This is a genomic window from Pedobacter sp. L105, assembly GCF_009765875.1.
Taxonomy (GTDB): Bacteria; Bacteroidota; Bacteroidia; order Sphingobacteriales; family Sphingobacteriaceae; genus Pedobacter.
Genome location: NZ_LMUP01000016.1, coordinates 108077 through 129194 on the forward strand (window position 1 = coordinate 108077; position 21118 = coordinate 129194).

The following is a 21118-nucleotide window of genomic DNA, read 5'->3' on the forward strand; positions in this document are numbered from 1 at the left end:
AAATTTATGCCTACGAAAAAAATTGTTAACACACACAAATAACTCACATATTATGAAACCTAACCATTTACTATACAGTATGCTGGTCATTTCGGCCATTGCCGTCTCTTCCTGCGCTGTTCCACAGATGGCCCAGCAAACGCACAATGACGACGACGTTTATGGTACAAAAGCACAGGCAGTAGAGTATACTGCCCCCCCAATGCAATCTTCACAATCAGTTAATGATGGCAATTATAGCGATCAGGATCAACAGGGAGATGACTACTATGGCAGCAGCGATGAATATGCTGACATGAGTTATGCTTCCAGGATTAACAGATTTTATTATGGCAGTCCTTATTTAGATTATTATGATCCCTTCTTTTATGGAGGTTACGGTGGCTATGGCGGATACGGTGGTTATGGATTAGGTTTAGGCTTTGGATATGCAGGTGGCTGGGGCGGTTACGGCGGTTTTGGTTTAGGCTGGGGCGGATATGGAGGTTTTGGTTATGGTGGGTTTTATGACCCGTTCTACAATCCATTCTATCCATTCGGATTTGGTTACGGCTATTATGGCGGACTTTGGGGTGGCGGATTTTATGGCGGAGGTTACTATGGTGGTGGCTTTGGCGGACGCTACGCAAATTACCGTCCAAGAGGATATTACAACGGAAATGGAGCGGTAGGCAGAAGATCTAACGGTCTGGGTGTTGCAAGAGGCAGAGGTAACTATGGCAACAGCAGATATGGTAATGGCAGACAGGGTTATTCTCCTGACAGAAGTAATACTTCAAGATCTTCTTATGCTCCACAACAAAGCAGTGGATTTGGCGGCGGCGGTGGCGGCGGCAGATCATTCGGCGGAGGCGGTGGTGGTGGCGGCCGCGGAGGAAGAGGTAACTAAATAAAATCTAAAAATTAAATGAAATCATCATAAGCATTCATCTTGTATACGAGATTGATATGCTTATGATAGCTTAACCGCTAAATCAATAAATATTAATGAAAAAAATTATACAACTTTTAGTAGTAGCTATAGTAGGTACTACCGGTAATATATATGCCCAAAGCGGCATCTATGCAGGAGACGCTTTAAGATTTTCAAGAACTGACTACGGAAGTTCTTCACGTTTTAAGGGTCTTGGAAACGCACAGATCAGTCTTGGTGGTGATATCAGTTCCATCAGCGGTAACCCTGCAGGTTTGGGTATGTTTACCCGTTCAGAATTTAGCGTTACTCCTGAATTAGACAATACAAAAGCAAATTCAAATTATTTAGGTCAGAATACAAAATCTACCAAAACTCAGTTTAACTTAAATAATGCTGCTGCTGTTTGGTATAATCCTGTGATCAAACCAAGGGGTTCAGATTTAAATAAAGGTCTGTTAAGTGTAGTATATGGAATTGGGTATAATAGAACTAACGACTTCAGTTCAAGTTATAACTACTCAGGTAATAATCCAAAAAGCTCAATTGCAGATGCTTTTGCTGAACAAGCTAACGGAACTACACCTGGTAACCTTAGTGGCATAGCCGGTCAGGCTTACGACAGCTTTTTAATTGATAAACAATTAGGAACTACCAATCAATACTATCCTGCAACAAGCTTGAATAATACACAGACTCAAAGAGAAGTTAGACAGGGATCTACTTCTGAGCTTGACTTTTCTGCTGGTATGAACATTTCCAACAAATTATACCTGGGAGCAAGTATTGGATTTGTAGATGTACGTTATGAAAGTAATAAACAATATACTGAATCAGGCACGATCATTTCTAATCCTTCCAATGCTGCATCAACTGACAACTCAGATCATGCTAATCCTTATGTGGGAAGCAATTACAATCTGAATTACAGCAGTTACCAGAATACTACAGGTTCTGGTATCAACGCACGTTTAGGTATTATCTACAAACCTACCAGCATATTAAGAGTTGGTGCAACTTTCCAGGCTCCAACATGGATGCATATGGAAGAAGATTATTCTGAAATCTTAAATTCTAATATTACCGGTACTTCAGCAAATCCTGCTGGAACTACCAGTAATAACGACTTCCTTAATTCTAGTTTCAATTACAATGTGCGCACACCTTATAAAGGATCATTGGGTGCCAGTGTAATCTTAGGCAAAAATGCTTTGATCTCAGCTGACGTTGACTACGTTAACTATGCTAGTACAAGACTTTCTGAAAGTGATGGTTATGGTGATTTAATTGATGAAAACAATGCTTATATCAAACAAAACTATACCCATGCTTTTAACTACAGGGTTGGTGGTGAATACAGGATTCAAAGTTTTAGCATCAGAGCTGGTTACGGTGTAAATGGCAGCCCTTACAAAGGTGATGACAACAATACTTTCGATGTTAAATATTATTCTGCAGGTTTAGGTTACAGAATTGGTATGTATTACATGGATATAGCTTATCAGCGTACTACTACTCATAATACTTTTAGTCCTTATGAACTGAATGATTTTTCTGAGCCGATAGCAACTACTAAACTGGATAAAAACAATATGTTCTTAACAGTTGGTGTAAGGTTCTAGTCTTAATATTACCTCTAAAAAAAATGCCCTTGTTGAATCCAGCAAGGGCATTTTTTTTAGAGGTAATATTTAAATTTCAAATCTGCCAATCCTGATTTCTACTTCAGGATCTTTGATCAGCTCAGGCGCATGATGCGGCTTCTTTCTTGCATCGATGATCAAAGGCCCGGTGCAACCCCAGTGTTTATTAACCGTAAACTCCCCTATCCCATGAATATCATTTGCAGGGTTACTCCTGGTAAAAGTCACCCACACAAAATTATTGATGTTATCAGCAGTAAATGCAGCATCATCACAAAGCACAATCAGGGCAATACCTTCCAGATTCATGGCTTTCAGGTGCACATTTAGCTGAACAACCAATGCCGCTGTATCTTCTGCATGGATATACGCAGAAGTGGTAATGGCTAGTACGCCCGGCATAACCAGATGATAATCCCTCCATCCTTCCGGAAGATTAAAATTGGTGGGCAACAAAGTCGATAATAGTCTTTTTTCTTCTCCGGCAGCGGCCAGTACTACTTTAGATCCGCTATTTAACCCTTCGCCACTATAATCCAGTGTGTCAATAGTAGTTTGTGTATAAAAGTGCAGGTCCCGCTTAAAATCTATACGGGAAAATATATGATGCAAAAAAACTTCTATATCATGCGTATTCAGCTGCTCATTATCTTCGCGGGCAGCAATAAAAACATATTTTGCCAGACTTAGCTGGTTTTTACCTAAGATATGGTTTGCAATTGTCAGGATTTCCTGAGGTCTGCGTTCTTTTAAAAACGGCGTATACCGCTCACTGCCTATAGCAAATAATAAAGGGTGCACACCCGCAGCATCTACGGCATTTACTTCTTTCAGTCCGTGAATCTCCTGTGGTAATGCCGAACCAGCGATTTCATGGATCAGAGCCCCAAAACTGGTATCCTCTTGTGGAGGCCTGCCTACAACGGTAAATGACCATATCGCATCATTCCTGTGGTATACATTGTGTACCTTCAATAAGGGAAAAGGATGGGTTAAACTATAATAGCCTAGATGATCTCCAAAAGGACCTTCAGGTTTGTTTTCCCCCGGTTCAACTGTTCCAGTGATCACGAAATCAGCATCTGCTGAAATACAGAAGCCTTCATCATCATAGAAATAACGAAAACGCCGGTTGCCGAGCGCACCTGCAAAGGTCATTTCAGAGAGTCCCTCAGGCAATGGCATTACTGCTGCCAAAGGGTGTGAAGGCGGTCCGCCTACAAAGATACTTACCTTTAAGGGTAAGCCTTTAGCATTTGCTTTAGACTGATGTACGCCTATCCCACGGTGAATCTGGTAATGAAGACCAATCTCCTGATCTTTGACATAGTCGTTTCCAGCGAGCTGAATCCGGTACATCCCCAGATTGGCATTCATTACCCCTGGCTTATCCACATCTTCAGTATACACCTGTGGCATAGTAACAAAAGGCCCTCCGTCCATTGGCCAGTTTACAATTTGCGGAAGCTGACTAATCGTAGTTTTTTTAAATGCCGATTTGAACAGACGCTGCTGAAGCGGCAATGCAGAGAAAGCAATTAAACCTGCACCGGCAAATTTGAGCGGATTCTTTAATGCTTTCATGGGATCTGAACGCAGCTCTACCAGCTGTGCCACCGTTGGTAAGCTATCCCGAAACATGAACTTAGACCGCTCCAGCGTACCAAAAAGATTAGATACTGCAGGAAAAGGGCTCCCTTTAACCTTCTCAAAAAAAATAGCCGGGCCATTTTGTTCAAAAACCTTCAGGTGAATAGCAGCCATTTCCAGGTAAGGATCTACCTCTTCCTTAATTCGTAATAAATGCCCATGTTTTTCTAAATCAGCCACACACTCGGCTAAGCTTTTGTATCCCATCGGGTCTAAAGGTATGAAGTATTATTGTTTGTCTAATCCTCTTAAAACAGAAAAACCATGCTTTTGCATGGTTTCCTTAAATCTTTAAAAATGGATTACTTTTTCCCGGCGAATGAACGCAGCATCCAGGTATTTTTCTCTTTAAACTGCATGAAACGGTTTACCATATCATTGGTCCCATCATCACCAGCGGCGGCAGAAGCTTCCAGTAATTCGCGTTCAAGCTGTATTAAATGTGCCATATCTTCCAGTAACGCATCCACCATTGCAAGGTCCTGCAAACCTATTGTATTAATTTCCTTGATACCTGATTCGCTGATGTAATCAGAGAAACGACTATGAGGTGGTTTTCCCAGGGTTAAAACACGCTCGGCAATTTCATCAATTGTCAACTGGGCATTCGTGTACAATTCTTCAAATTTAACATGTAAGGTAAAAAAATTCTGCCCTTTAATATTCCAATGGCAACCTCTTAATTTTTGATAGTGAATATGATAATTAGCCAGGTAATCGTTGAGCAGATCTACAACTGGTTTTACTTCAGTTTCATTTAAACTGATTTCTTTTGCGTCCATAATTCTTATTCTTATATTAATATACTCGATTAACAAAGATGCCTGACAAATGGTTTTTGAAAACACACAATACGGCTATCGAATTACCGTTTACTATTGTTAAACCGGCTCTTATATATTATTCGTATAATTGCCTAATCAAACATACATAAGCACATTAATGCAAAGATATTATATACTGGTATCATTCGCTGTATTACTGAATCTTTCGGCTGCTAAAGCTGATCATTTAAGAGATTCTGTAGGCGTTGAAAACCTGAACGGAAAAAAACTGATTATCCATAAAATCGTAGCTAAAGACACCTATTACTCCATTGGGAGAAAATATAATGTAAGTCCGAAAATTATCATGGCCTATAATGACAGTAAATTCCTGTCCTTAGATGTGCTGATAAAAGTACCTACAGAACGTCCTTTTTCAGGTGAAGCTACGCCGCCCTATACAAAACCTTCAGAAATGAAAAAATCTGCTGAAGCAGTAAAAAAACCTTCAGAAGATTCAAGACCAGCAACAACAACAGTTGGTTCTTCAGCTGCAGCTACCCAGGGAGATCCCGAGCTGATTGATCATGCCATTCAGAAAAAAGAAAACCTGAACATGCTGGCAGAGAAATATGGTACTACAGTGAATGAGCTGAAACGCATCAATAATTTAAAAAGCATTAATCTGAGGATAGGACAAATTATAAAGATCCCTGTTAAAGCTGGCGGTGCATTGGATCAAACAACAGCAGACACAGCAACTCCCGCAACTCCGGTGAATCAACTCAAACCAGCAGCAGGTTACAAAGGATCTGCAGCAGGCAATCAACCCGCAGCTGACCCTGTTCAGGAAACACCATCAAGAGATCAGCTGGTAGTACATACCGTTGCCGGTAATGAAACCATGTATTCTATCGCCAGCAAATACAATCTTACACTGGATCAGCTAAAAGCAAAAAATAATCTAAGCAGTAATTCCCTTTACGTGGGCCAGAAATTACTGATCAGCGGACAATATCCTGCTAAGCCTGCACAAGCGGCAATAAATGATAGCGCTAGTGATAGCGAAACAGACAGCTCGGCAGTTAAAAACCCATCTCTTAAATTAGCACCAAGCCGGTATGGCTTAAGTCAGATGGATGAAAAAGGTATGGCCGTTGTAATTGCAGATCCAGACCTCGACTCCTCAAAAATGCTGGTTCTTCACCGCACGGCTCCTATAGGCACCATCATAAAAATCAGTAATCCCATGAGCAACAGATCAACCTATGCAAAGGTTGTTGGTAAATTTACAGAGAATGAATCCACAAAAGATGTTATAATTGTAATGACAAAAGCTGTCGGTGATGCCTTAGGCTCACTAGATAAAAGGTTTTTGTGCAATTTAACCTACAGTGGACAAACTAATGAGCAATAAAAAGCCTTATATCATAGGTGTAGCAGGAGGAAGTGGTTCGGGGAAAACGTTTTTTTTAAAATGTTTTCTACATCATTTCAGTGCAGAAGAAGTCTGTTTAATTTCCCAGGATGATTATTACCGTGCGAAGGAATTACAGAAAATAGATGAAAACGGCTGGATCAATTTTGATGTTCCTGAAGGAATTGATGATAGCAAACTGCTGAACGATTTAAAACTTCTTATCTCCGGAGGAACAATTGAGAAAAAGGAATATACCTTTAATATAAATGAGGAACACGCCCGGTTACTGAACATTACAAGTGCCCCAATCATTATTGTTGAAGGTTTATTTGTATTTCATTATCCTGAGATAGCTAAATTGTTTGATTTAAAGATTTTCATGGATGCGGATGAAGAAATTACGCTTAACCGCCGCATTTCACGTGATGAAATAGAACGCGGGTATACCCGTGATATGGTCATGTACCAGTGGGTTAATCATGTGATGCCAGCTTACAAACAATATCTGCTGCCCTATAAGGACACCTGTCAGAAGGTCATCATGAACAATAAACATGTAGCTGATGACATTATTGATATTTCTAAAGAGATATCCGACGAATTAAAAGAAACCATATTGATCTAACAGATGAATATGGTTTCTTTATATCACTAGTTTAAATCCATTTCTTTTACCTCAGCTTCTGCAAATAACTTACCTGCGGTAGATTGTTTAATAAAATCTACGCTCACTCCGGGAGCCCTTTCAATTAACCTGAAGCCTCCTTCGGGTAAAATATCCAGTACAGCTAATTCTGTAACCACCTTCCGGATACAGTTTACACCCGTAAGCGGTAAAGTACATTTTGGCAGCAGCTTACTCTCTCCGGCTTTATTGATATGCTGCATCGCTACAATAATATTTTTAGCAGATGCCACGAGATCCATTGCCCCGCCCATACCTTTAACCATTTTTCCGGGAATTTTCCAATTGGCAATATCACCATTTTCAGAAACTTCCATCGCTCCCAATATCGTCAGGTCTATTTTCTGACTTCTGATCATCCCGAAACTCATTGCCGAATCAAAAATTGAAGACCCAGGCAGTGTAGTAATAGTTTGTTTACCTGCATTGATCATATCAGGATCTTCTTCTCCTTCAAAAGGAAAAGGCCCCATGCCCAGCAATCCGTTTTCCGACTGCAATACCACATTGATCCCTTTGGGAATATAATTAGCTACCAGCGTAGGAATACCAATCCCTAAATTGACATAATAACCGTCTTTCAATTCTTTAGCGATACGTTTCGCTATTCCATCTTTATCTAACATATAATTTCTGATTGGTTAGCTGCGTGGTCTGACGGTACGCTGCTCTATTCTTTTTTCATAAGCTGAACCCTGGAAGATACGGTGTACATAAACTCCAGGCGTGTGGATATGGTCGGGATCAAGTTCTCCCGGCTCTACCAGCTCTTCAACTTCGGCAATAGTGATTTTTCCGGCCATAGCCATTACAGGATTAAAATTACGGCTGGTAGAACGGAAAATAAGATTACCGGCGGTATCCCCTTTCCATGCTTTTACCAATGCAAAATCTGCCTCAAAAGCATATTCCATTAAGTAATCCTTACCATTAAAATTTCTGATTTCTTTACCTTCCGCTACTTCTGTACCTACACCAGCAGGTGTAAAGATTGCCGGCATTCCGTAGCCTGCTGCCATACAGCGGGTAGCCAGAGTTCCCTGCGGAATTAACTCTACTTCAAGTTCACCGCTAAGCAGCTGTCGTTCAAATTCTGCATTTTCACCTACATAAGAGGATATCATTTTTTTCACCTGCCGGGTTTTAAGCAGGAGGCCAATCCCAAAATTATCAACACCGGCATTGTTAGAGATACAGGTTAATTCTTTTACCCCTTTCTTTACCAAAGCAGCAATGCAGTTTTCTGGGATTCCACACAGACCAAAACCACCAAGCATGATAGTTTTGCCATCTGTAATATCGCGAATGGCTTCTTCGGCACCGGATACTTTTTTATTGATCATATATTTGGTTTGGCGGCTAAATTATAGATAATAATAAAGCCGACCAAATATTGAAAGGTTTTAGGCGATTTTGACCTTAAGATCGTTTTCCCCAATAGGAAGAAACGATCTTAAAATTAATTGAAATAAACATAAGTAATACCATCCCCGCCCCTGTCAGCATGTTCATCTTCCACACGGTTCACCTGGCTGTATTTCTTCAGGTATTCCCTGATTAGCTTTCGAAGGATACCATCACCTTTTCCATGAATCAATTTGATGAAAGGAAAACCCAGCATGATAGATTTGTCCATATACTTTTCTACTTCCTGTATAGCATTCTCACCGCGCATACCACGCAGGTCCAGCTCTGCTGTAAAACTTCCTATTGCCTCAGATATCCGTCCTGAAAAAGAATTACTCTGAACTACCTTTTTAGCCTGCTTATTGCTGATCTTTTGCACACGCTCTTTCTTTACTACAGACCGGAGATCACCAAGTGCAAGAACTAAATTGCCCCTGTTAATTTCCAACACCTGTCCCATTGTTTCGGTATTGATCAGCTGCACCCAGTCGCCCACCTCTATAGGTGTACCCACAGGAACAGGCTTTTCAGGTTTCTTCTCTTCCTTAACCTGATGCTGAACCAGTTCCTTTTGCAGGTTCTGCCTCAACTCTTTAGTAGCCACTTTATCTGCCTGGTTCTCTTTGATACCTGCTATGGTATTTTCAACCAGTTTATTCGCATTTTTAATGATCGCCTGTGCTTCTAATTTTGCTTCTTTGATCAGCGTCTTCCTGTTCTCATCCAGGAACAATTGCAGCTTCTCATTTTCAGCCACCAGGTTCTTTACTTTATTCTGCTGATTAGCCAGATGAACCTTCGTATCATAGATCTGCTTTTTCTCCCTTTCCAGGTCAACCAGTAAACTGTCTATCCGGTTTTGATTTGTACCGGTCTTTTCCCTTGCCAGGATCAGCACTTCCTTTTGCAAACCTATATTCTGGGCAATTTCAAAAGCATAGGAACTACCGGGTTTACCCATCTCCAGTACATAGAGCGGCTTCATTTGATCATTATCAAATAACATAGAAGCATTTTCCAGTCCCGGGGTATTACCAGCAAATAATTTCAGATTGGAATAATGCGTGGTGATTACTCCCCTAACCTTTCTGTTGTTCAATACTTCCAGTACAGCTTCTGCCATAGGCCCGCCAAACTGAGGATCTGTACCTGTACCAAACTCATCTATCATCACCAATGATTTTGGCGTGGCATGTGCAACGAAATAGCGCATTTTAGTTAAGTGGGCACTGTAAGTACTTAAATCACTTTCAATACTCTGGTCATCACCAATATCCGCAAAGATATTATCAAATATTCCCACTTCACTGGATTCATGAACAGGGATCAGTAAACCGGATTGTAACATGAGTTGCAATAAACCTACCGTTTTCATACAAACCGATTTACCGCCCGCATTAGGTCCTGAAACCAATACGATCCTTAAATTCTCATTCATGTGGATGTTCAGCGGAACTACTGTTTTTTTATCTTCTTTAAAAGATAAATACAATAACGGATGCCTGGCATTGATTAGCTTAATACGCGGTTCTGCAACCAGCACAGGCATATCTGCCTCTACTTCAATGGCAAAGAGCGCCTTGGCCCGTACAAAATCGAGTTTCGTCAGGAAACCATGGTAAGAAAGTAATAATGGATTATATGGTCTTAAATCATCTGTTAATGCAATTAAGATCCTGACAATCTCACGTCTTTTATCAAACTCAAGGTCCCTTATTTTATTATTTAATGTAAAAACCTCTTCCGGCTCCATATAAACCGTCTGCCCGCTCGCAGATTCATCATGAATAAAACCTTTAAGCTTTCTCTTATGATCTGCCAGAATGGGAATACACATTCTTCCATCGCGTATGGTCAAACTGCCGTCTGCAACCCAGTTACTGGCAACAGCTTGCCTGTAAATACCATCCATACGCTTTCGCACTTCCTGTTCTCCTTTAGAGATATCGCCAATAATATCCTGCAGTTTAGCAGAAGCATTGGGCTTAATTTTTCCTTTAGGATCTAAAACAGTCTCAATTTTTTTAAGAATATTCTTTTCTACGGGGATATGCTCAAATAAAGCTTCCAGGTTAGGATAAACATCTTTCCTTTCTTCAAAAAAACGAAGCACCGAAAATACAGTCTGCAAAGACAGATAGATCTGAAACAGCTCGTCTTCCATAAGGTAGCTGCCTTCCACCCTGATCTTATCTGCCAGTGTTTTAATATCAAAAAAAGTACTGATCTGTAAGGGTTCCTGATTTTCCAGGATATTTTTAAATTCTTTAGTTTGTCTTAAAAACTTATTGATCTGATCGAACTTATTCATCACCTGCATTTTGCCTACCATATATTGGCCCATAGGGCTAAGGCAATGCTTATGAATGAGTTGCTTGACTTCATTGAAGCCAAGTCTTTCCAAACAATTATCGGGATATATCATGTTAATTTAATTTTTCAGGGCTCCCTGTCCGGGGGCACCTTTGGGCATTTGCCTCTTAGACATTGCTTTGTCTAAAGTAGGATCTGGCGCATTATCTTTCTTCACCTTGTTAACAGGATTAAGAGAAGCTGCAACCTTTGCTATACTATCTTTTTTTAATTTTTGAACAGCTTCAGCTTTAGCTGCTGCCATTTTTGGATTTGCTTTTTCTATACTATCTCTTTTTTTCTTTTGAAGAGCCTCAGCTTTAAGCATAATTTTCCGTTGAATTTTATCAACGCTGTCTTTAGATTTTTTTAAGCTTGTGGTTACCCTGTCATAGATATTACTCAATACATCAGGATGGTCATAATAATAATTCATGCTCCTGGTAAAAATAGCCGAGTCTATGGAAAACTTCCTGTACACCCCCTTATAAAAAGCTGCACTAACTTTCTTTGCCGAATCCTGCTTGGGTATGGATGCAATATAACCATCCACAACATGGATATCATATAAGATTACGCCCATTCTGCTTGGATGAATGATGTTCTCAGGAATTTTAGGCTTACATCCTCCAATTACAATAAACAGCAGGCCTACCCAACAAAATCTTCTCATTGTATCTAAAACATTATTTTTTCTTAGCAAATTGGTCTAAGGTTGTTAATTTTACCAAAAATACTGATAAATGAGCATAGCAGACAACTTATTAAAATATAAAAAGGAATTAGAAGGCGAAAATGTTGAATTGATTGCTGTATCAAAATTCAATACAACCGAGGCCATTTTAGAAGCATACGAGGCGGGACAGCGGATTTTTGGAGAGAACATTGTTCAGGAACTGGTAGAAAAACAGGAAGTGCTGCCTAAAGATATTGAATGGCATCTGATTGGACATTTACAAACTAATAAAGTTAAATATATTGCCCCATTTATCACGCTGATACAATCAGTTGACAGTATCAAATTATTACAGGAGATCAACAAACAGGCCCTGAAAAACAAAAGGGTGATCGATTGCCTGCTGCAGATCTATATCGCCGATGAAGAAACCAAATTTGGTTTGGATCATGCAGAGGCGATTGAACTGCTCAGGTCTGAAGAATACCTTGCCCTAAAAAATATTCGCATTGTAGGCCTAATGGGCATAGCAAGTAATAACGCAGAAGAAAAACAGACGAAAGATGAATTCCAGGAACTAAAAGTTTTGTTTGATGGTATCAAACTGAGCTTTTTCAGGAAAGAAGATTCTTTTAAAGAATTATCTATGGGCATGTCTGGTGACTATAAACTAGCCATTGAAGAAGGCTCTACCATGGTTAGAATAGGCAGCAGTATTTTTGGTGCAAGAAAGATTAAACATTTTAAAGCATAATGAGCACTCACCTTAGATTTGCCGTAAAAGAAGACTGCCCCCGTTTACTGGAACTAATCAATGAACTGGCAGTATATGAAAAAATGCCCGATGAAGTAACCGTTACTTTAGCAGAATTTTCTGATGCCGGCTTTGGAGAAAATCCGGTATGGAAATCATTTGTAGCAGAAGATCAGAGCGGAATTTTAGGTTTCGCCCTATATTACACACGTTATTCTACCTGGAAGGGATGCCGTTTATACCTCGAAGACTTCATCGTTACTGAAGAATCCAGAGGAAAAGGGATAGGAAAACTGCTTTTTGAAAGGGTAATGCAGGAAGCCAAAGACAAGGGTTATAACGGAATGAACTGGCAGGTGCTCGACTGGAATGAGCCCGCTATCAACTTCTACAATAAATATAAAGCACAAATTGAATCAGGCTGGTTAAATGCCTCCTTTAGTAAAGAACAACTAACTTAACATGTCGACTCCTATAGAAGTATTCAAATTTGGCGGCGCATCTGTAATGAACGCCGAGGCCGTAAGAAATATGGCCGGTATTATAAAAAACTCTAAAGACAACCTCCTGGTCGTGGTATCGGCTATGGGAAAGATCACCAACAAACTGGAAGAACTTACCCATGCGTATATACTGGGAGAGGAAAATACAACCGAACTGCTGGATCAAATTAAAGCCTATCACTTTCAAATCCTGAATGATCTTTTTAATGATCCGAATCATCCTGTATTTAATCATATAGCCAATTCTTTTGTAGAAATTGAATGGTTGCTGGAAGAAGAAGCGAGTGATGCCCCCGATTATATTTATGATCAGATCGTTTCTATTGGTGAAATGCTTTCTACTCAAATTGTAGCCGCTTACCTGAATGAAAATGGAGTAGCTGTAACCTGGGCAGATGCAAGGAATTTTATTAAAACGGATAACACCTACCGTGAAGGAAAAGTTGACTGGGATAAAACCAATATAGAAATACAGAAACACCTGGTACCCCTGTTACAAAAGGGTATTGTCATTACGCAAGGATTTATAGGCGGTACAAGTGAAAACTTCACTACTACCCTTGGCAGAGAGGGATCAGATTATTCTGCCGCGATTTTCAGCGCCTGCCTGGATGCCAGCGCCCTAACCATATGGAAAGATGTACCCGGAGTGCTAAATGCCGATCCTAAATGGTTCGACCAGACAGAACTGATCCCACAGCTTTCTTATCACGATGCCGTTGAACTGACCTATTATGGAGCTACAGTCATCCATCCAAAAACGATAAAACCCCTTGAAAACAAAAAAATACCTTTATTGGTAAAGTCATTTATCCATCCTGAACGGGAAGGAACACTGATCAACGGGGAGAACTGCCCTCTGCCTGTTCCGTCTTTCATCTTTAAAGTAAACCAGGTATTGATCTCTATCTCTTCAAGGGATTTCTCATTTATCATTGAAGAGAACCTCAGTCATATTTTTAGCCTCTTCCATCTGCACAAAGTAAAAGTGAACATGATGCAGAACTCCGCGATCAGCTTTTCCGTGATTGTAGATCACGACAGAGAACAGGTAAATAACCTCATAGCCGACTTAAAGGCTTTATATACTGTAAAATACAATGCACATCTGGAACTGGTTACCATCCGTTATTATAACGATGATACAATCAGCAGGGTTACGCAGAACAAAGAAATCCTGCTGCAGGTAAAAAGTCGTTATACCTGCCAGATGGTAATGAAAGACAAATCAGCTATTGAATAAGCACCTTACAGATATAGCCGTACAGACTTATATCCATGACAATTTAAATGCAGATACGCATAAAATTGCCATGGCTAAAAGTCCTTTTCCTGAGGTCAGTGGAAAAGAACTGGCCAATCAAATTGCTGCACGAAAGAAAGCTTCAAAAAAGCTTCCCCATTGGTTTCATACCGACCTAATTTATTATCCTTCACTTTTATCTATAGAACAATGTTCATCAGAAATTACAGCCGCTTATAAAGCCTCGCTGGTTAATGGTGAAAACTTAATCGATCTTACAGGAGGTTTTGGGGTAGACAGCTATTACTTTTCAAAGCGTTTATCTGCTGTTACACACTGTGAAATCAGCCAGGAACTAGCTGAAATAGCCAGCTATAATTCAATCCCACTCAAACAAAACCATACCACTTTTATTTGCGGCGACGGAATTGAACTGCTTAAAGAAGATGATCAGCATTATGATAATATTTATATAGACCCGGCCAGGAGAAGCAGCGCAGGTAAAGTATTTATGTTGAAGGACTGCACGCCCAATGTAGTGGAACACCTGGATGTTTTATTAGCAAAAGCCCACCGTATATTAATTAAAACAGCTCCTTTGCTTGATATCAGTGCAGGATTAAAGGAATTGAAGCAAGTGGCAGCCATTCATATTGTAAGTGTAAAAAACGAATGCAAAGAGCTGATATGGATTGTAGAACGAGACTTCAAAGGTAGCACAGCAATCGTATGCACCACATTAAACAAAACACAAAAACAATTCAGCTTTTTAATTGGGGAGGAAACTTCTGCTGTAATTGAAGCTCAGGTTAGTGAAGGACTTTTTTTGTATGAGCCAGATGTAGCCTTGTTAAAAAGCGGGGCCTTTAACCTGATTGGTGATAGATACGGACTAAAAAAATTACACCAGCAAACCCAGCTCTATCTTTCGGATCAATTGAATGATACTTTTCCGGGCAGGATATTTAAAATTGACCAGGTATTATCTGCCGGGGAGATCAAAAAAGAGAAAAACCTGACAGGGAGTGTAATCGTAAGAAACTATCCGGACAAAGCAGCGGCATTGGTGGAAAAATATCATGTCAAACCAGATGATACGCAATTTATTATTTTCACGCAAAGCGCAACAGAAGGAAAATTGATTATCAAAGGAACTATCATCCAGCACTATTAAAATATAAAGCCTCCCTTTAAAGGAGGCTTTATGTGATGAAGCAGTTCATGACAAGCTTTACGCTTTTTTTACTTTTACCGCCTGCAAACCTTTTTTGCCTTCAGCTATTTCAAACTCTACAGCATCATTCTCCTGTAGACTATCAATGCCTCCAATAACGTCCTTAAAGTGAACAAAGATATCTTTGCCGCCTTCATAGACAATAAACCCATAACCCTTCTGCGTATTAAACCACTTTACTTTTCCGGTATTCATAATATTCCAATGTATAAATTAATATTTCTTCAAAGTTCTCAGTTATATCAAACTTAAAGAAAATCAATTAGTTTTTAAAATTATTTGTTCGGTTGTGGCGTGGTTCTTAGGTAAGGTTTGATAACTTTATGTCCTTTAGGGAATTTAGCATCAATATCTTCGGTTTTAATGCTGTTCATAACAATTACATCCTCACCGTCTTTCCAATCCGCCGGGGTTGCAACGCTATATTTAGCGGTCAACTGAAGTGAATCAATCACCCTTAACACTTCTGTAAAGTTCCTGCCTGTTGAAGCCGGATAAACAATCATTAATTTAACTTTTTTGTCCGGCGAAATCACAAATAACGATCTTACAGTCATTGTTTCAGAAGCATTTGGATGGATCATATCATACAGATCAGCTACTTTTTTATCCTCATCAGCAATGATTGGAAATTCTACTGAAGTATCCTGCGTTTCATTGATATCATTTATCCATGATTTATGCGATTCAACGGAATCAACACTTAAGGCAATTACTTTTACATTCCTTTTCTCAAACTCTCCCTTAAGCGACGCCGTACGTCCAAGTTCTGTTGTACAAACAGGTGTATAATCTGCCGGATGTGAAAAAATCACTCCCCAGCTGTCACCAAGGAATTCGTAAAAATCAATTTCTCCTATTGAAGTTTTAGCTTTAAAATTTGGAGCTACGTCCCCTATTCTGATACTCATATTAATATGTATTAGTTTTTAAATTAATGCTAATGAAAAGTTGAATACAATCCTCTCATTAAAATCACTACTAATATAATAGATATTTCATTCTTCTCAAATAAACAATGAAGGTTGCAGTCTGATTTCAGGAATTTGACTTCCCAATGTCTTGTTAAAGCTTTCCACGGCATGTATGGCCAGCCTGACAGACTCTCTTTCATCAGTCTGATGTACAAAAAAGTAAATCTTTTTTAGTCCCCTCTCCTGCCATGAAAAGAGCCGATCTGCCCATTCATCAATCCTGGCAAAATCACTTTCCCTGTGTGCGGCACCGTTACCAATAAACCTGATAAACACTTCATCAATTGTCACTTCCATATGAAGGACATCCCTTCTACCGCTTACGTCTGTAATCACAGCTCCTTTATTCAGCTGCGAAAACAGTTGAAATACTCCCTTTCGGATCGCAGGATCTGAAAACCATTCTTCATTGCGAAGTTCAACAAAAACGTTAAGGTCTTGAGGAAGGGATTTCAGAAAGGCTCTTAGCTCAGGTAAATTGTTCGGCCCGAAGCTATCGCTCATTTGCAAAAAACAGGGCCCCAGGTTACCTTCAAATTCAATTACAGATGTCAAAAAATCATCCGTAGCCCTTTCCGCTCCTTTCAGCCGTTTATAGTGACTAACCGATTCCGGGAATTTGGGACAAAATAGAAAACCATTTTTAGCAGAAGCTGTAACCTGTTTCTTCCACTTGCGCGCAGTTTCAACCGTCGGGATTTTATAATAGGCAGCATTCAGTTCGATAGAATTAAAATGCTTGGCATATTCTTCCAGAAAATCTGCAGGTTTGGTTTTTGGAGGGTAAAGAAAACCTACCCATTCCGGCAGTCCCCATTTAGCACAGCCAACGGAAATAGCTGCTTTAGCGCCAGATTCTTTGCCATTTAACACTTTTACTGTCTGCAGCCCGTCTTTGGGTAGGATAAAATTTACAGACTGAACTTCTTCCGAAGGTATTTTTCCAAATTCCATAATTAAATATGATTAATAAATCTGCATCGGCTTATAAAATTATGATTCAGCTGATGCGAGCCTTATCATCGTTAAAACAATATATAGTGATGAAACCGTGATCAGTATATCGCTTAAAAGCTTTAATGAACTGAGCTTTGCGAGCTCTTGAATGCAAATAAAAGCAATAAGAGCTAATGAAAAATATGCTAATGACAGTTTCATAAGCTTTAAAAGCAAATACATTCTAATGAAAACCTCAAATAAATGTTTTTGTTTCCTCCATAAAAAAAGCTGAAACTAAATAAATCCGTCAGTTCCACTTTATTTTACGAGACAATATTACTAATAAAATTAGTAATATAAAATTATTATCTATTCCTCCCGGCTCTAAAACAAAAAACCCCGGAACATTATATTCCGGGGTTCTAAAAAAATAAAGAGAACTTAATTATACACTTTGATCATGTAGACATAATTTTCAATCTTATCTATTTGTTTGGTTCTGTTTAAACCCTGCAAGGGATTCTTTTTAGCGAACACCACTTTCTTACCCAATGAATCCTGAGGAATCGCATTTAAGGCGTCCATGATATATCTTGATTTAATCGCAAAGGTAGCACCATCAACCTGATTCTCTTTAGCAGTGATCACCCCAATGATATTACCATAATTATCCAGCAATGGTCCTCCGCTATTTCCCGGATTAATTGGAATGGATACCTGATATTGGGTAGTATCTCCGGCGTGTCCTGTTTTTGAACTGATATAACCTTCACCTAAAACAGCATCATCTTTTGGATAACCCAGGGTGTAAACATTTTCTCCCATTCCAAGATTATTATCTTTCAGTTTGTAAGGAAGGTTAGCAAGTGGGGTAAAAGCCTCATCTGTAATTTTCAAAATGGCGATATCATACTGCTGATCGCGGTAAACTACCTTAGCCTGGAATGATTCACCTTTATTATTTTGTACATATACAGAATCTGCATCCCTAATCACGTGAAAATTTGTACACAGGTACCCATTTGCCGTCAGTGCGAACCCTGTACCGCCGAATTTGGCATTTTTAATCGGCCCCAGCTCTTCTTTAGAGTTGGAATTAATTGTCCTGACCAATTTATTCTGGTTATTCTTAATGTTGGTGATCTCCCGGCGCATTACTTCATAAGTACCATTCTGAAAAGTACTATGCTGTATAGAATAGATAGAAGATAGCGTAAGTAAAAGGAAGGCAGCTGCAACAGCAAAGGCCGACTTATTTTTACGCCAAAGCTTAACCACATATGACGTGCGGGGTTTCAGTTGCTCACTTAAAGATGCTACATCCAATTGCAGATGTGCCCTTTCCATTTGTTGCTGCAGAGAAAGTCTGTCACCATACTGCTTTAAAGAATCCAGAAAAGCTTTTTGGGTAACTACTTTATGATCAATTAAAGGATCATTGATACGTAATTGCTCTAAGGCTTCTGCTTCAGCAGCAGACAGCCTGCCCTGCAGGTAATCATCAATAATAACATCCAATTCAATATCGTTCTTCATTTTATCTAAGATTGAAAAAATAACTTTTTTAATCTCTGCAGACATTTATATTTCTGGGTTTTGGCGTTGTCTGTATTGGTATAGCCAAACTTCTCACAAATATCCTGCATGGAGAGATTATTTATATAAAAATCCTGAATAATAGTCTTGCAGGGTTCTCCAAGATTCAGCAATGCCGAACCCATTTTTTCAAACTGGAGATCTTTCTCTTCGTGTTGTTCTATATCTACATCTACAGCAACCACATCTTCAAAATCGGCCAGGTTACTGGTTTTTTTGCTTTGTTGCGAAAGCCTCTTCAACCAAATACGCCGGCAAACTGAGTAGATGAATGTTTTTAATTTACTGCTTAACTCGAAATTTCCACTCTTAATTTTGTTATATAAAATAATAATTGACTCCTGATATACATCTTTTGCATCATCCTCATCACCGTTATTATTTAATATAAACTGCAATATCATCGGGAAATACCCAATGTATAGCCTGTTTAGAGCATCTTCCGAGTTATTTAGTATTCCTAAAACAACCTCTCTATCTGTTGGAACTGAATCGCTTAACTTATTACTCACCAATTAATACATTTATACGTGAATGGTAACCCAATATTAGACAAAAAAATATTCTTTATGTTTTTTTTAAATTGTTGGGTTACCTTTTATGGGTTACGGTATTAATCATTAAAATTAATTAATTATTTTAAATAGTATTCAAATGAAAAACTTATTCAAATTCGGCTTTTTAGCTTTAGCAATCTCTTTATCAGTAGCAGCTTGTAACTCTGAGAAAAAAGCTTCAACTACAGATACTACTGTAACTGATTCTTCTACTGTTGTTACTGATGTTGATACTGCAGTTAAAGATTCTACAGTAAAAGATACAGCTGTTAAAACTACAACTACTGAAGTTAAAAAAGATACAGTAGCTAAAAAGAAATAATCTAATAAACTCTTATAAAAGGCTTTGGATCATTCCAAAGCCTTTTTTTTGTGCCTGTATTTTGATACATTTGCCGTTTGCTAAATACTGACACATGAACTTATCTCCTCTACAGGCTATATCACCAGTCGACGGCCGTTATAGAAACACCACACAAAATCTTTCAAAGTACTTTTCTGAATTTGCACTGATCAAATACAGGGTGTACGTTGAAATTGAATATTTCATCGCTTTATGTGAAACCGGGCTGGCAGGACTGGCTCAATTTGATAAAACTAACTATACACATCTTCGTGCAATATTTGAAGGTTTCAGTGAGGAAGATGCCCAGGAAATTAAAGACACTGAGAAAGTAACCAATCACGATGTAAAAGCGGTTGAATACTTTATCAAAAAAAGATTCGACAATTTAGGTTTGCAGGATTTCAAAGAGTTTATCCACTTCGGACTGACTTCTCAGGATATTAACAACACAGCCATTCCTTATACATTTAAACTAGCTTTAAATGAAACATATTACCCCGGGATCAGTGAGCTGATCACCAAATTACAGGAACTCGCTGCTGAATGGAAAGATATTCCTCTTCTGGCGCATACGCATGGCCAGCCGGCCTCTCCCACTAAATTAGGCAAGGAATTTCTGGTATTTGCTGAAAGACTGGAAATACAGCTGAATAACCTGGTCAGTATTCCTAACAGTGCTAAATTTGGCGGAGCGACAGGGAATTTTAATGCCCATCATATTGCTTATCCGGGTATAAACTGGGTAGATTTCTCTAATAATTTCGTTAACAACACTTTAGGATTAAGCCGCGCGCAGCATACCACACAAATTGAACATTACGATCAGTTTGCAGCGCAATGCGATGCTTTGAAAAGGATCAATACCATCATCATTGATCTGGACAGGGACATCTGGGCTTATATCTCCAAAAACTACTTTAAACAAAAAATTAAAGAAGGAGAAGTTGGATCTTCTGCAATGCCACACAAAGTAAATCCTATCGATTTTGAAAATGCTGAAGGCAATGCTGGCATAGCTAATGCTTTATTTGAATTTTTTGCAGCAAAACTACCTATATCACGTTTGCAGAGAGACTTAACAGATTCTACGGTATTAAGAAACGTGGGTGTACCTATGGCTCATACGATTATCTCTATCTCGTCTACTTTAAAAGGTCTTAACAAGCTGTTGTTAAACAATGAAGTGATCCAGGCCGACCTGGAAAATAATTGGGCAGTAGTTGCTGAAGCGATACAAACCGTATTGAGAAGAGAAGCTTATCCTAACCCTTATGAGGCACTAAAAGATCTTACCCGTACCAATGCCAAGATTACTGCACACACTATGGCAGCATTTATTGATGGTTTACAGATTGACGAAGATTTAAAGCTTGAATTGAAACAAATCACCCCTTTTAACTACACAGGTGTGTTTTAATATATAATGACCTAAAACAGACACCGATATCTGGATTTGAATTAC

At 39.1% G+C, this 21118-nt stretch carries 21 protein-coding genes; 10 read left to right on the forward strand and 11 right to left on the reverse strand.

Going from position 1 to position 21118, the window contains the following annotated elements; translation table 11 throughout:
- Positions 1 to 52: 52 nt before the first annotated feature.
- Together GSQ84_RS26900 and GSQ84_RS26905 are read left to right on the forward strand one after the other, a co-directional pair.
- Positions 53 to 889, forward strand: coding sequence for a hypothetical protein (locus GSQ84_RS26900; RefSeq protein WP_158800490.1), 837 nt, complete (start codon positions 53 to 55; stop codon positions 887 to 889).
- Positions 890 to 987: 98 nt separating this feature from the next.
- The gene (locus GSQ84_RS26905; RefSeq protein WP_158800491.1) at positions 988 to 2535 is read left to right on the forward strand and encodes an OmpP1/FadL family transporter; all 1548 of its coding nucleotides are present in this window, start codon (positions 988 to 990) and stop codon (positions 2533 to 2535) included.
- A gap of 69 nt (positions 2536 to 2604) precedes the next feature.
- On the opposite strand, the gene GSQ84_RS26910 is transcribed toward GSQ84_RS26905, so the two are convergent.
- Complete coding sequence (locus GSQ84_RS26910) at positions 2605 to 4413, reverse strand: UbiD family decarboxylase (protein ID WP_158800492.1); 1809 nt, start codon at positions 4411 to 4413, stop codon at positions 2605 to 2607.
- Positions 4414 to 4508: 95 nt separating this feature from the next.
- Positions 4509 to 4988, reverse strand: a complete 480-nt coding sequence (locus GSQ84_RS26915) for a Dps family protein (protein WP_158800493.1) — start codon at positions 4986 to 4988, stop codon at positions 4509 to 4511.
- Between the two features lie 160 nt (positions 4989 to 5148).
- Between GSQ84_RS26915 and GSQ84_RS26920 the strand changes: the two genes are divergently transcribed.
- Together GSQ84_RS26920 and GSQ84_RS26925 are read left to right on the forward strand one after the other, a co-directional pair.
- A complete protein-coding gene (locus GSQ84_RS26920; RefSeq protein ID WP_158800494.1) occupies positions 5149 to 6387 on the forward strand; it encodes a LysM peptidoglycan-binding domain-containing protein in 1239 nt (412 codons plus the stop codon).
- On the forward strand, positions 6377 to 7015 hold the full coding sequence (locus tag GSQ84_RS26925) for a uridine kinase (RefSeq protein ID WP_158800495.1): 639 nt from the start codon (positions 6377 to 6379) through the stop codon (positions 7013 to 7015). Before GSQ84_RS26920 ends, GSQ84_RS26925 begins: the two co-directional genes overlap by 11 nt.
- A 26-nt stretch (positions 7016 to 7041) precedes the next feature.
- On the opposite strand, the gene GSQ84_RS26930 is transcribed toward GSQ84_RS26925, so the two are convergent.
- The 4 genes from GSQ84_RS26930 to GSQ84_RS26945 all read right to left on the reverse strand — a co-directional run bounded on the left by GSQ84_RS26930 (position 7042) and on the right by GSQ84_RS26945 (position 11507).
- Positions 7042 to 7701 carry a CoA transferase subunit B gene (locus GSQ84_RS26930; RefSeq protein WP_158800496.1) on the reverse strand — a complete coding sequence of 220 codons (660 nt, stop codon included), beginning with the start codon at positions 7699 to 7701 and terminating at the stop codon, positions 7042 to 7044.
- A 15-nt stretch (positions 7702 to 7716) separates the two neighbouring features.
- Positions 7717 to 8418, reverse strand: a complete 702-nt coding sequence (locus GSQ84_RS26935) for a CoA transferase subunit A (protein WP_158800497.1) — start codon at positions 8416 to 8418, stop codon at positions 7717 to 7719.
- Positions 8419 to 8534: 116 nt separating this feature from the next.
- Positions 8535 to 10907 (reverse strand): endonuclease MutS2, encoded by a 2373-nt coding sequence (locus GSQ84_RS26940; RefSeq protein WP_158800498.1) that lies wholly within the window; start codon positions 10905 to 10907, stop codon positions 8535 to 8537.
- Positions 10908 to 10913: 6 nt separating this feature from the next.
- Positions 10914 to 11507, reverse strand: coding sequence for a DUF4296 domain-containing protein (locus GSQ84_RS26945; RefSeq protein ID WP_158800499.1), 594 nt, complete (start codon positions 11505 to 11507; stop codon positions 10914 to 10916).
- Between the two features lie 70 nt (positions 11508 to 11577).
- Here GSQ84_RS26945 and GSQ84_RS26950 point away from each other — a divergent pair, with 70 nt between their 5' ends.
- From GSQ84_RS26950 to GSQ84_RS26965, 4 genes are read left to right on the forward strand one after another with little or no spacing between them, the layout of a single operon-like run.
- The gene (locus GSQ84_RS26950; protein WP_158800500.1) at positions 11578 to 12264 is read left to right on the forward strand and encodes a YggS family pyridoxal phosphate-dependent enzyme; all 687 of its coding nucleotides are present in this window, start codon (positions 11578 to 11580) and stop codon (positions 12262 to 12264) included.
- Positions 12264 to 12725 carry a GNAT family N-acetyltransferase gene (locus tag GSQ84_RS26955; RefSeq protein WP_158800501.1) on the forward strand — a complete coding sequence of 154 codons (462 nt, stop codon included), beginning with the start codon at positions 12264 to 12266 and terminating at the stop codon, positions 12723 to 12725. The genes GSQ84_RS26950 and GSQ84_RS26955 overlap by 1 nt, the downstream gene beginning before the upstream one ends.
- Before the next feature lie 13 nt (positions 12726 to 12738).
- Positions 12739 to 14010 carry an aspartate kinase gene (locus GSQ84_RS26960; RefSeq protein WP_158800581.1) on the forward strand — a complete coding sequence of 424 codons (1272 nt, stop codon included), beginning with the start codon at positions 12739 to 12741 and terminating at the stop codon, positions 14008 to 14010.
- Positions 14003 to 15184, forward strand: a complete 1182-nt coding sequence (locus GSQ84_RS26965; RefSeq protein WP_158800502.1) for a class I SAM-dependent methyltransferase — start codon at positions 14003 to 14005, stop codon at positions 15182 to 15184. The genes GSQ84_RS26960 and GSQ84_RS26965 overlap by 8 nt, the downstream gene beginning before the upstream one ends.
- 57 nt (positions 15185 to 15241) lie before the next feature.
- Here the strand turns inward: GSQ84_RS26965 and GSQ84_RS26970 are convergent, their stop codons facing one another.
- The 5 genes from GSQ84_RS26970 to GSQ84_RS26990 form a co-directional block, all read right to left on the reverse strand.
- Positions 15242 to 15439 (reverse strand): cold-shock protein, encoded by a 198-nt coding sequence (locus GSQ84_RS26970; protein ID WP_158800503.1) that lies wholly within the window; start codon positions 15437 to 15439, stop codon positions 15242 to 15244.
- A gap of 80 nt (positions 15440 to 15519) precedes the next feature.
- Positions 15520 to 16155, reverse strand: coding sequence for a peroxiredoxin (locus tag GSQ84_RS26975; protein ID WP_158800504.1), 636 nt, complete (start codon positions 16153 to 16155; stop codon positions 15520 to 15522).
- Positions 16156 to 16251: 96 nt separating this feature from the next.
- Complete coding sequence (locus GSQ84_RS26980) at positions 16252 to 17172, reverse strand: DUF72 domain-containing protein (RefSeq protein ID WP_158800505.1); 921 nt, start codon at positions 17170 to 17172, stop codon at positions 16252 to 16254.
- A gap of 426 nt (positions 17173 to 17598) precedes the next feature.
- Entirely contained in the window at positions 17599 to 18693 is a 1095-nt protein-coding gene (locus tag GSQ84_RS26985; RefSeq protein WP_158800506.1) for a S1C family serine protease, read from the reverse strand.
- A 5-nt stretch (positions 18694 to 18698) separates the two neighbouring features.
- Positions 18699 to 19265 carry an RNA polymerase sigma factor gene (locus GSQ84_RS26990; RefSeq protein WP_158800507.1) on the reverse strand — a complete coding sequence of 189 codons (567 nt, stop codon included), beginning with the start codon at positions 19263 to 19265 and terminating at the stop codon, positions 18699 to 18701.
- 142 nt (positions 19266 to 19407) lie between these two features.
- Between GSQ84_RS26990 and GSQ84_RS26995 the strand changes: the two genes are divergently transcribed.
- Positions 19408 to 19632 carry a hypothetical protein gene (locus GSQ84_RS26995; RefSeq protein WP_158800508.1) on the forward strand — a complete coding sequence of 75 codons (225 nt, stop codon included), beginning with the start codon at positions 19408 to 19410 and terminating at the stop codon, positions 19630 to 19632.
- A 94-nt stretch (positions 19633 to 19726) separates the two neighbouring features.
- Positions 19727 to 21073, forward strand: a complete 1347-nt coding sequence (gene purB / locus GSQ84_RS27000; RefSeq protein WP_158800509.1) for an adenylosuccinate lyase — start codon at positions 19727 to 19729, stop codon at positions 21071 to 21073.
- The last annotated feature ends 45 nt before the right edge of the window (positions 21074 to 21118 follow it).

Coding starts and splice junctions, on each gene's coding strand:
- GSQ84_RS26925 (WP_158800495.1), top strand. CDS start 6,377: ATGAGCAATAAAAAGCCTTATATCATAGGTGTAGCAGGAGGAAGTGGT.
- GSQ84_RS26955 (WP_158800501.1), top strand. CDS start 12,264: ATGAGCACTCACCTTAGATTTGCCGTAAAAGAAGACTGCCCCCGTTTA.
- GSQ84_RS26920 (WP_158800494.1), top strand. CDS start 5,149: ATGCAAAGATATTATATACTGGTATCATTCGCTGTATTACTGAATCTT.
- GSQ84_RS26995 (WP_158800508.1), top strand. CDS start 19,408: ATGAAAAACTTATTCAAATTCGGCTTTTTAGCTTTAGCAATCTCTTTA.
- GSQ84_RS26930 (WP_158800496.1), bottom strand. CDS start 7,701: ATGTTAGATAAAGATGGAATAGCGAAACGTATCGCTAAAGAATTGAAA.
- GSQ84_RS26975 (WP_158800504.1), bottom strand. CDS start 16,155: ATGAGTATCAGAATAGGGGACGTAGCTCCAAATTTTAAAGCTAAAACT.
- GSQ84_RS26940 (WP_158800498.1), bottom strand. CDS start 10,907: ATGATATATCCCGATAATTGTTTGGAAAGACTTGGCTTCAATGAAGTC.
- GSQ84_RS26905 (WP_158800491.1), top strand. CDS start 988: ATGAAAAAAATTATACAACTTTTAGTAGTAGCTATAGTAGGTACTACC.
- GSQ84_RS26935 (WP_158800497.1), bottom strand. CDS start 8,418: ATGATCAATAAAAAAGTATCCGGTGCCGAAGAAGCCATTCGCGATATT.
- GSQ84_RS26950 (WP_158800500.1), top strand. CDS start 11,578: ATGAGCATAGCAGACAACTTATTAAAATATAAAAAGGAATTAGAAGGC.
- GSQ84_RS26980 (WP_158800505.1), bottom strand. CDS start 17,172: ATGGAATTTGGAAAAATACCTTCGGAAGAAGTTCAGTCTGTAAATTTT.
- GSQ84_RS26945 (WP_158800499.1), bottom strand. CDS start 11,507: ATGAGAAGATTTTGTTGGGTAGGCCTGCTGTTTATTGTAATTGGAGGA.
- purB (WP_158800509.1), top strand. CDS start 19,727: ATGAACTTATCTCCTCTACAGGCTATATCACCAGTCGACGGCCGTTAT.
- GSQ84_RS26970 (WP_158800503.1), bottom strand. CDS start 15,439: ATGAATACCGGAAAAGTAAAGTGGTTTAATACGCAGAAGGGTTATGGG.
- GSQ84_RS26985 (WP_158800506.1), bottom strand. CDS start 18,693: ATGAAGAACGATATTGAATTGGATGTTATTATTGATGATTACCTGCAG.
- GSQ84_RS26910 (WP_158800492.1), bottom strand. CDS start 4,413: ATGGGATACAAAAGCTTAGCCGAGTGTGTGGCTGATTTAGAAAAACAT.
- GSQ84_RS26915 (WP_158800493.1), bottom strand. CDS start 4,988: ATGGACGCAAAAGAAATCAGTTTAAATGAAACTGAAGTAAAACCAGTT.
- GSQ84_RS26900 (WP_158800490.1), top strand. CDS start 53: ATGAAACCTAACCATTTACTATACAGTATGCTGGTCATTTCGGCCATT.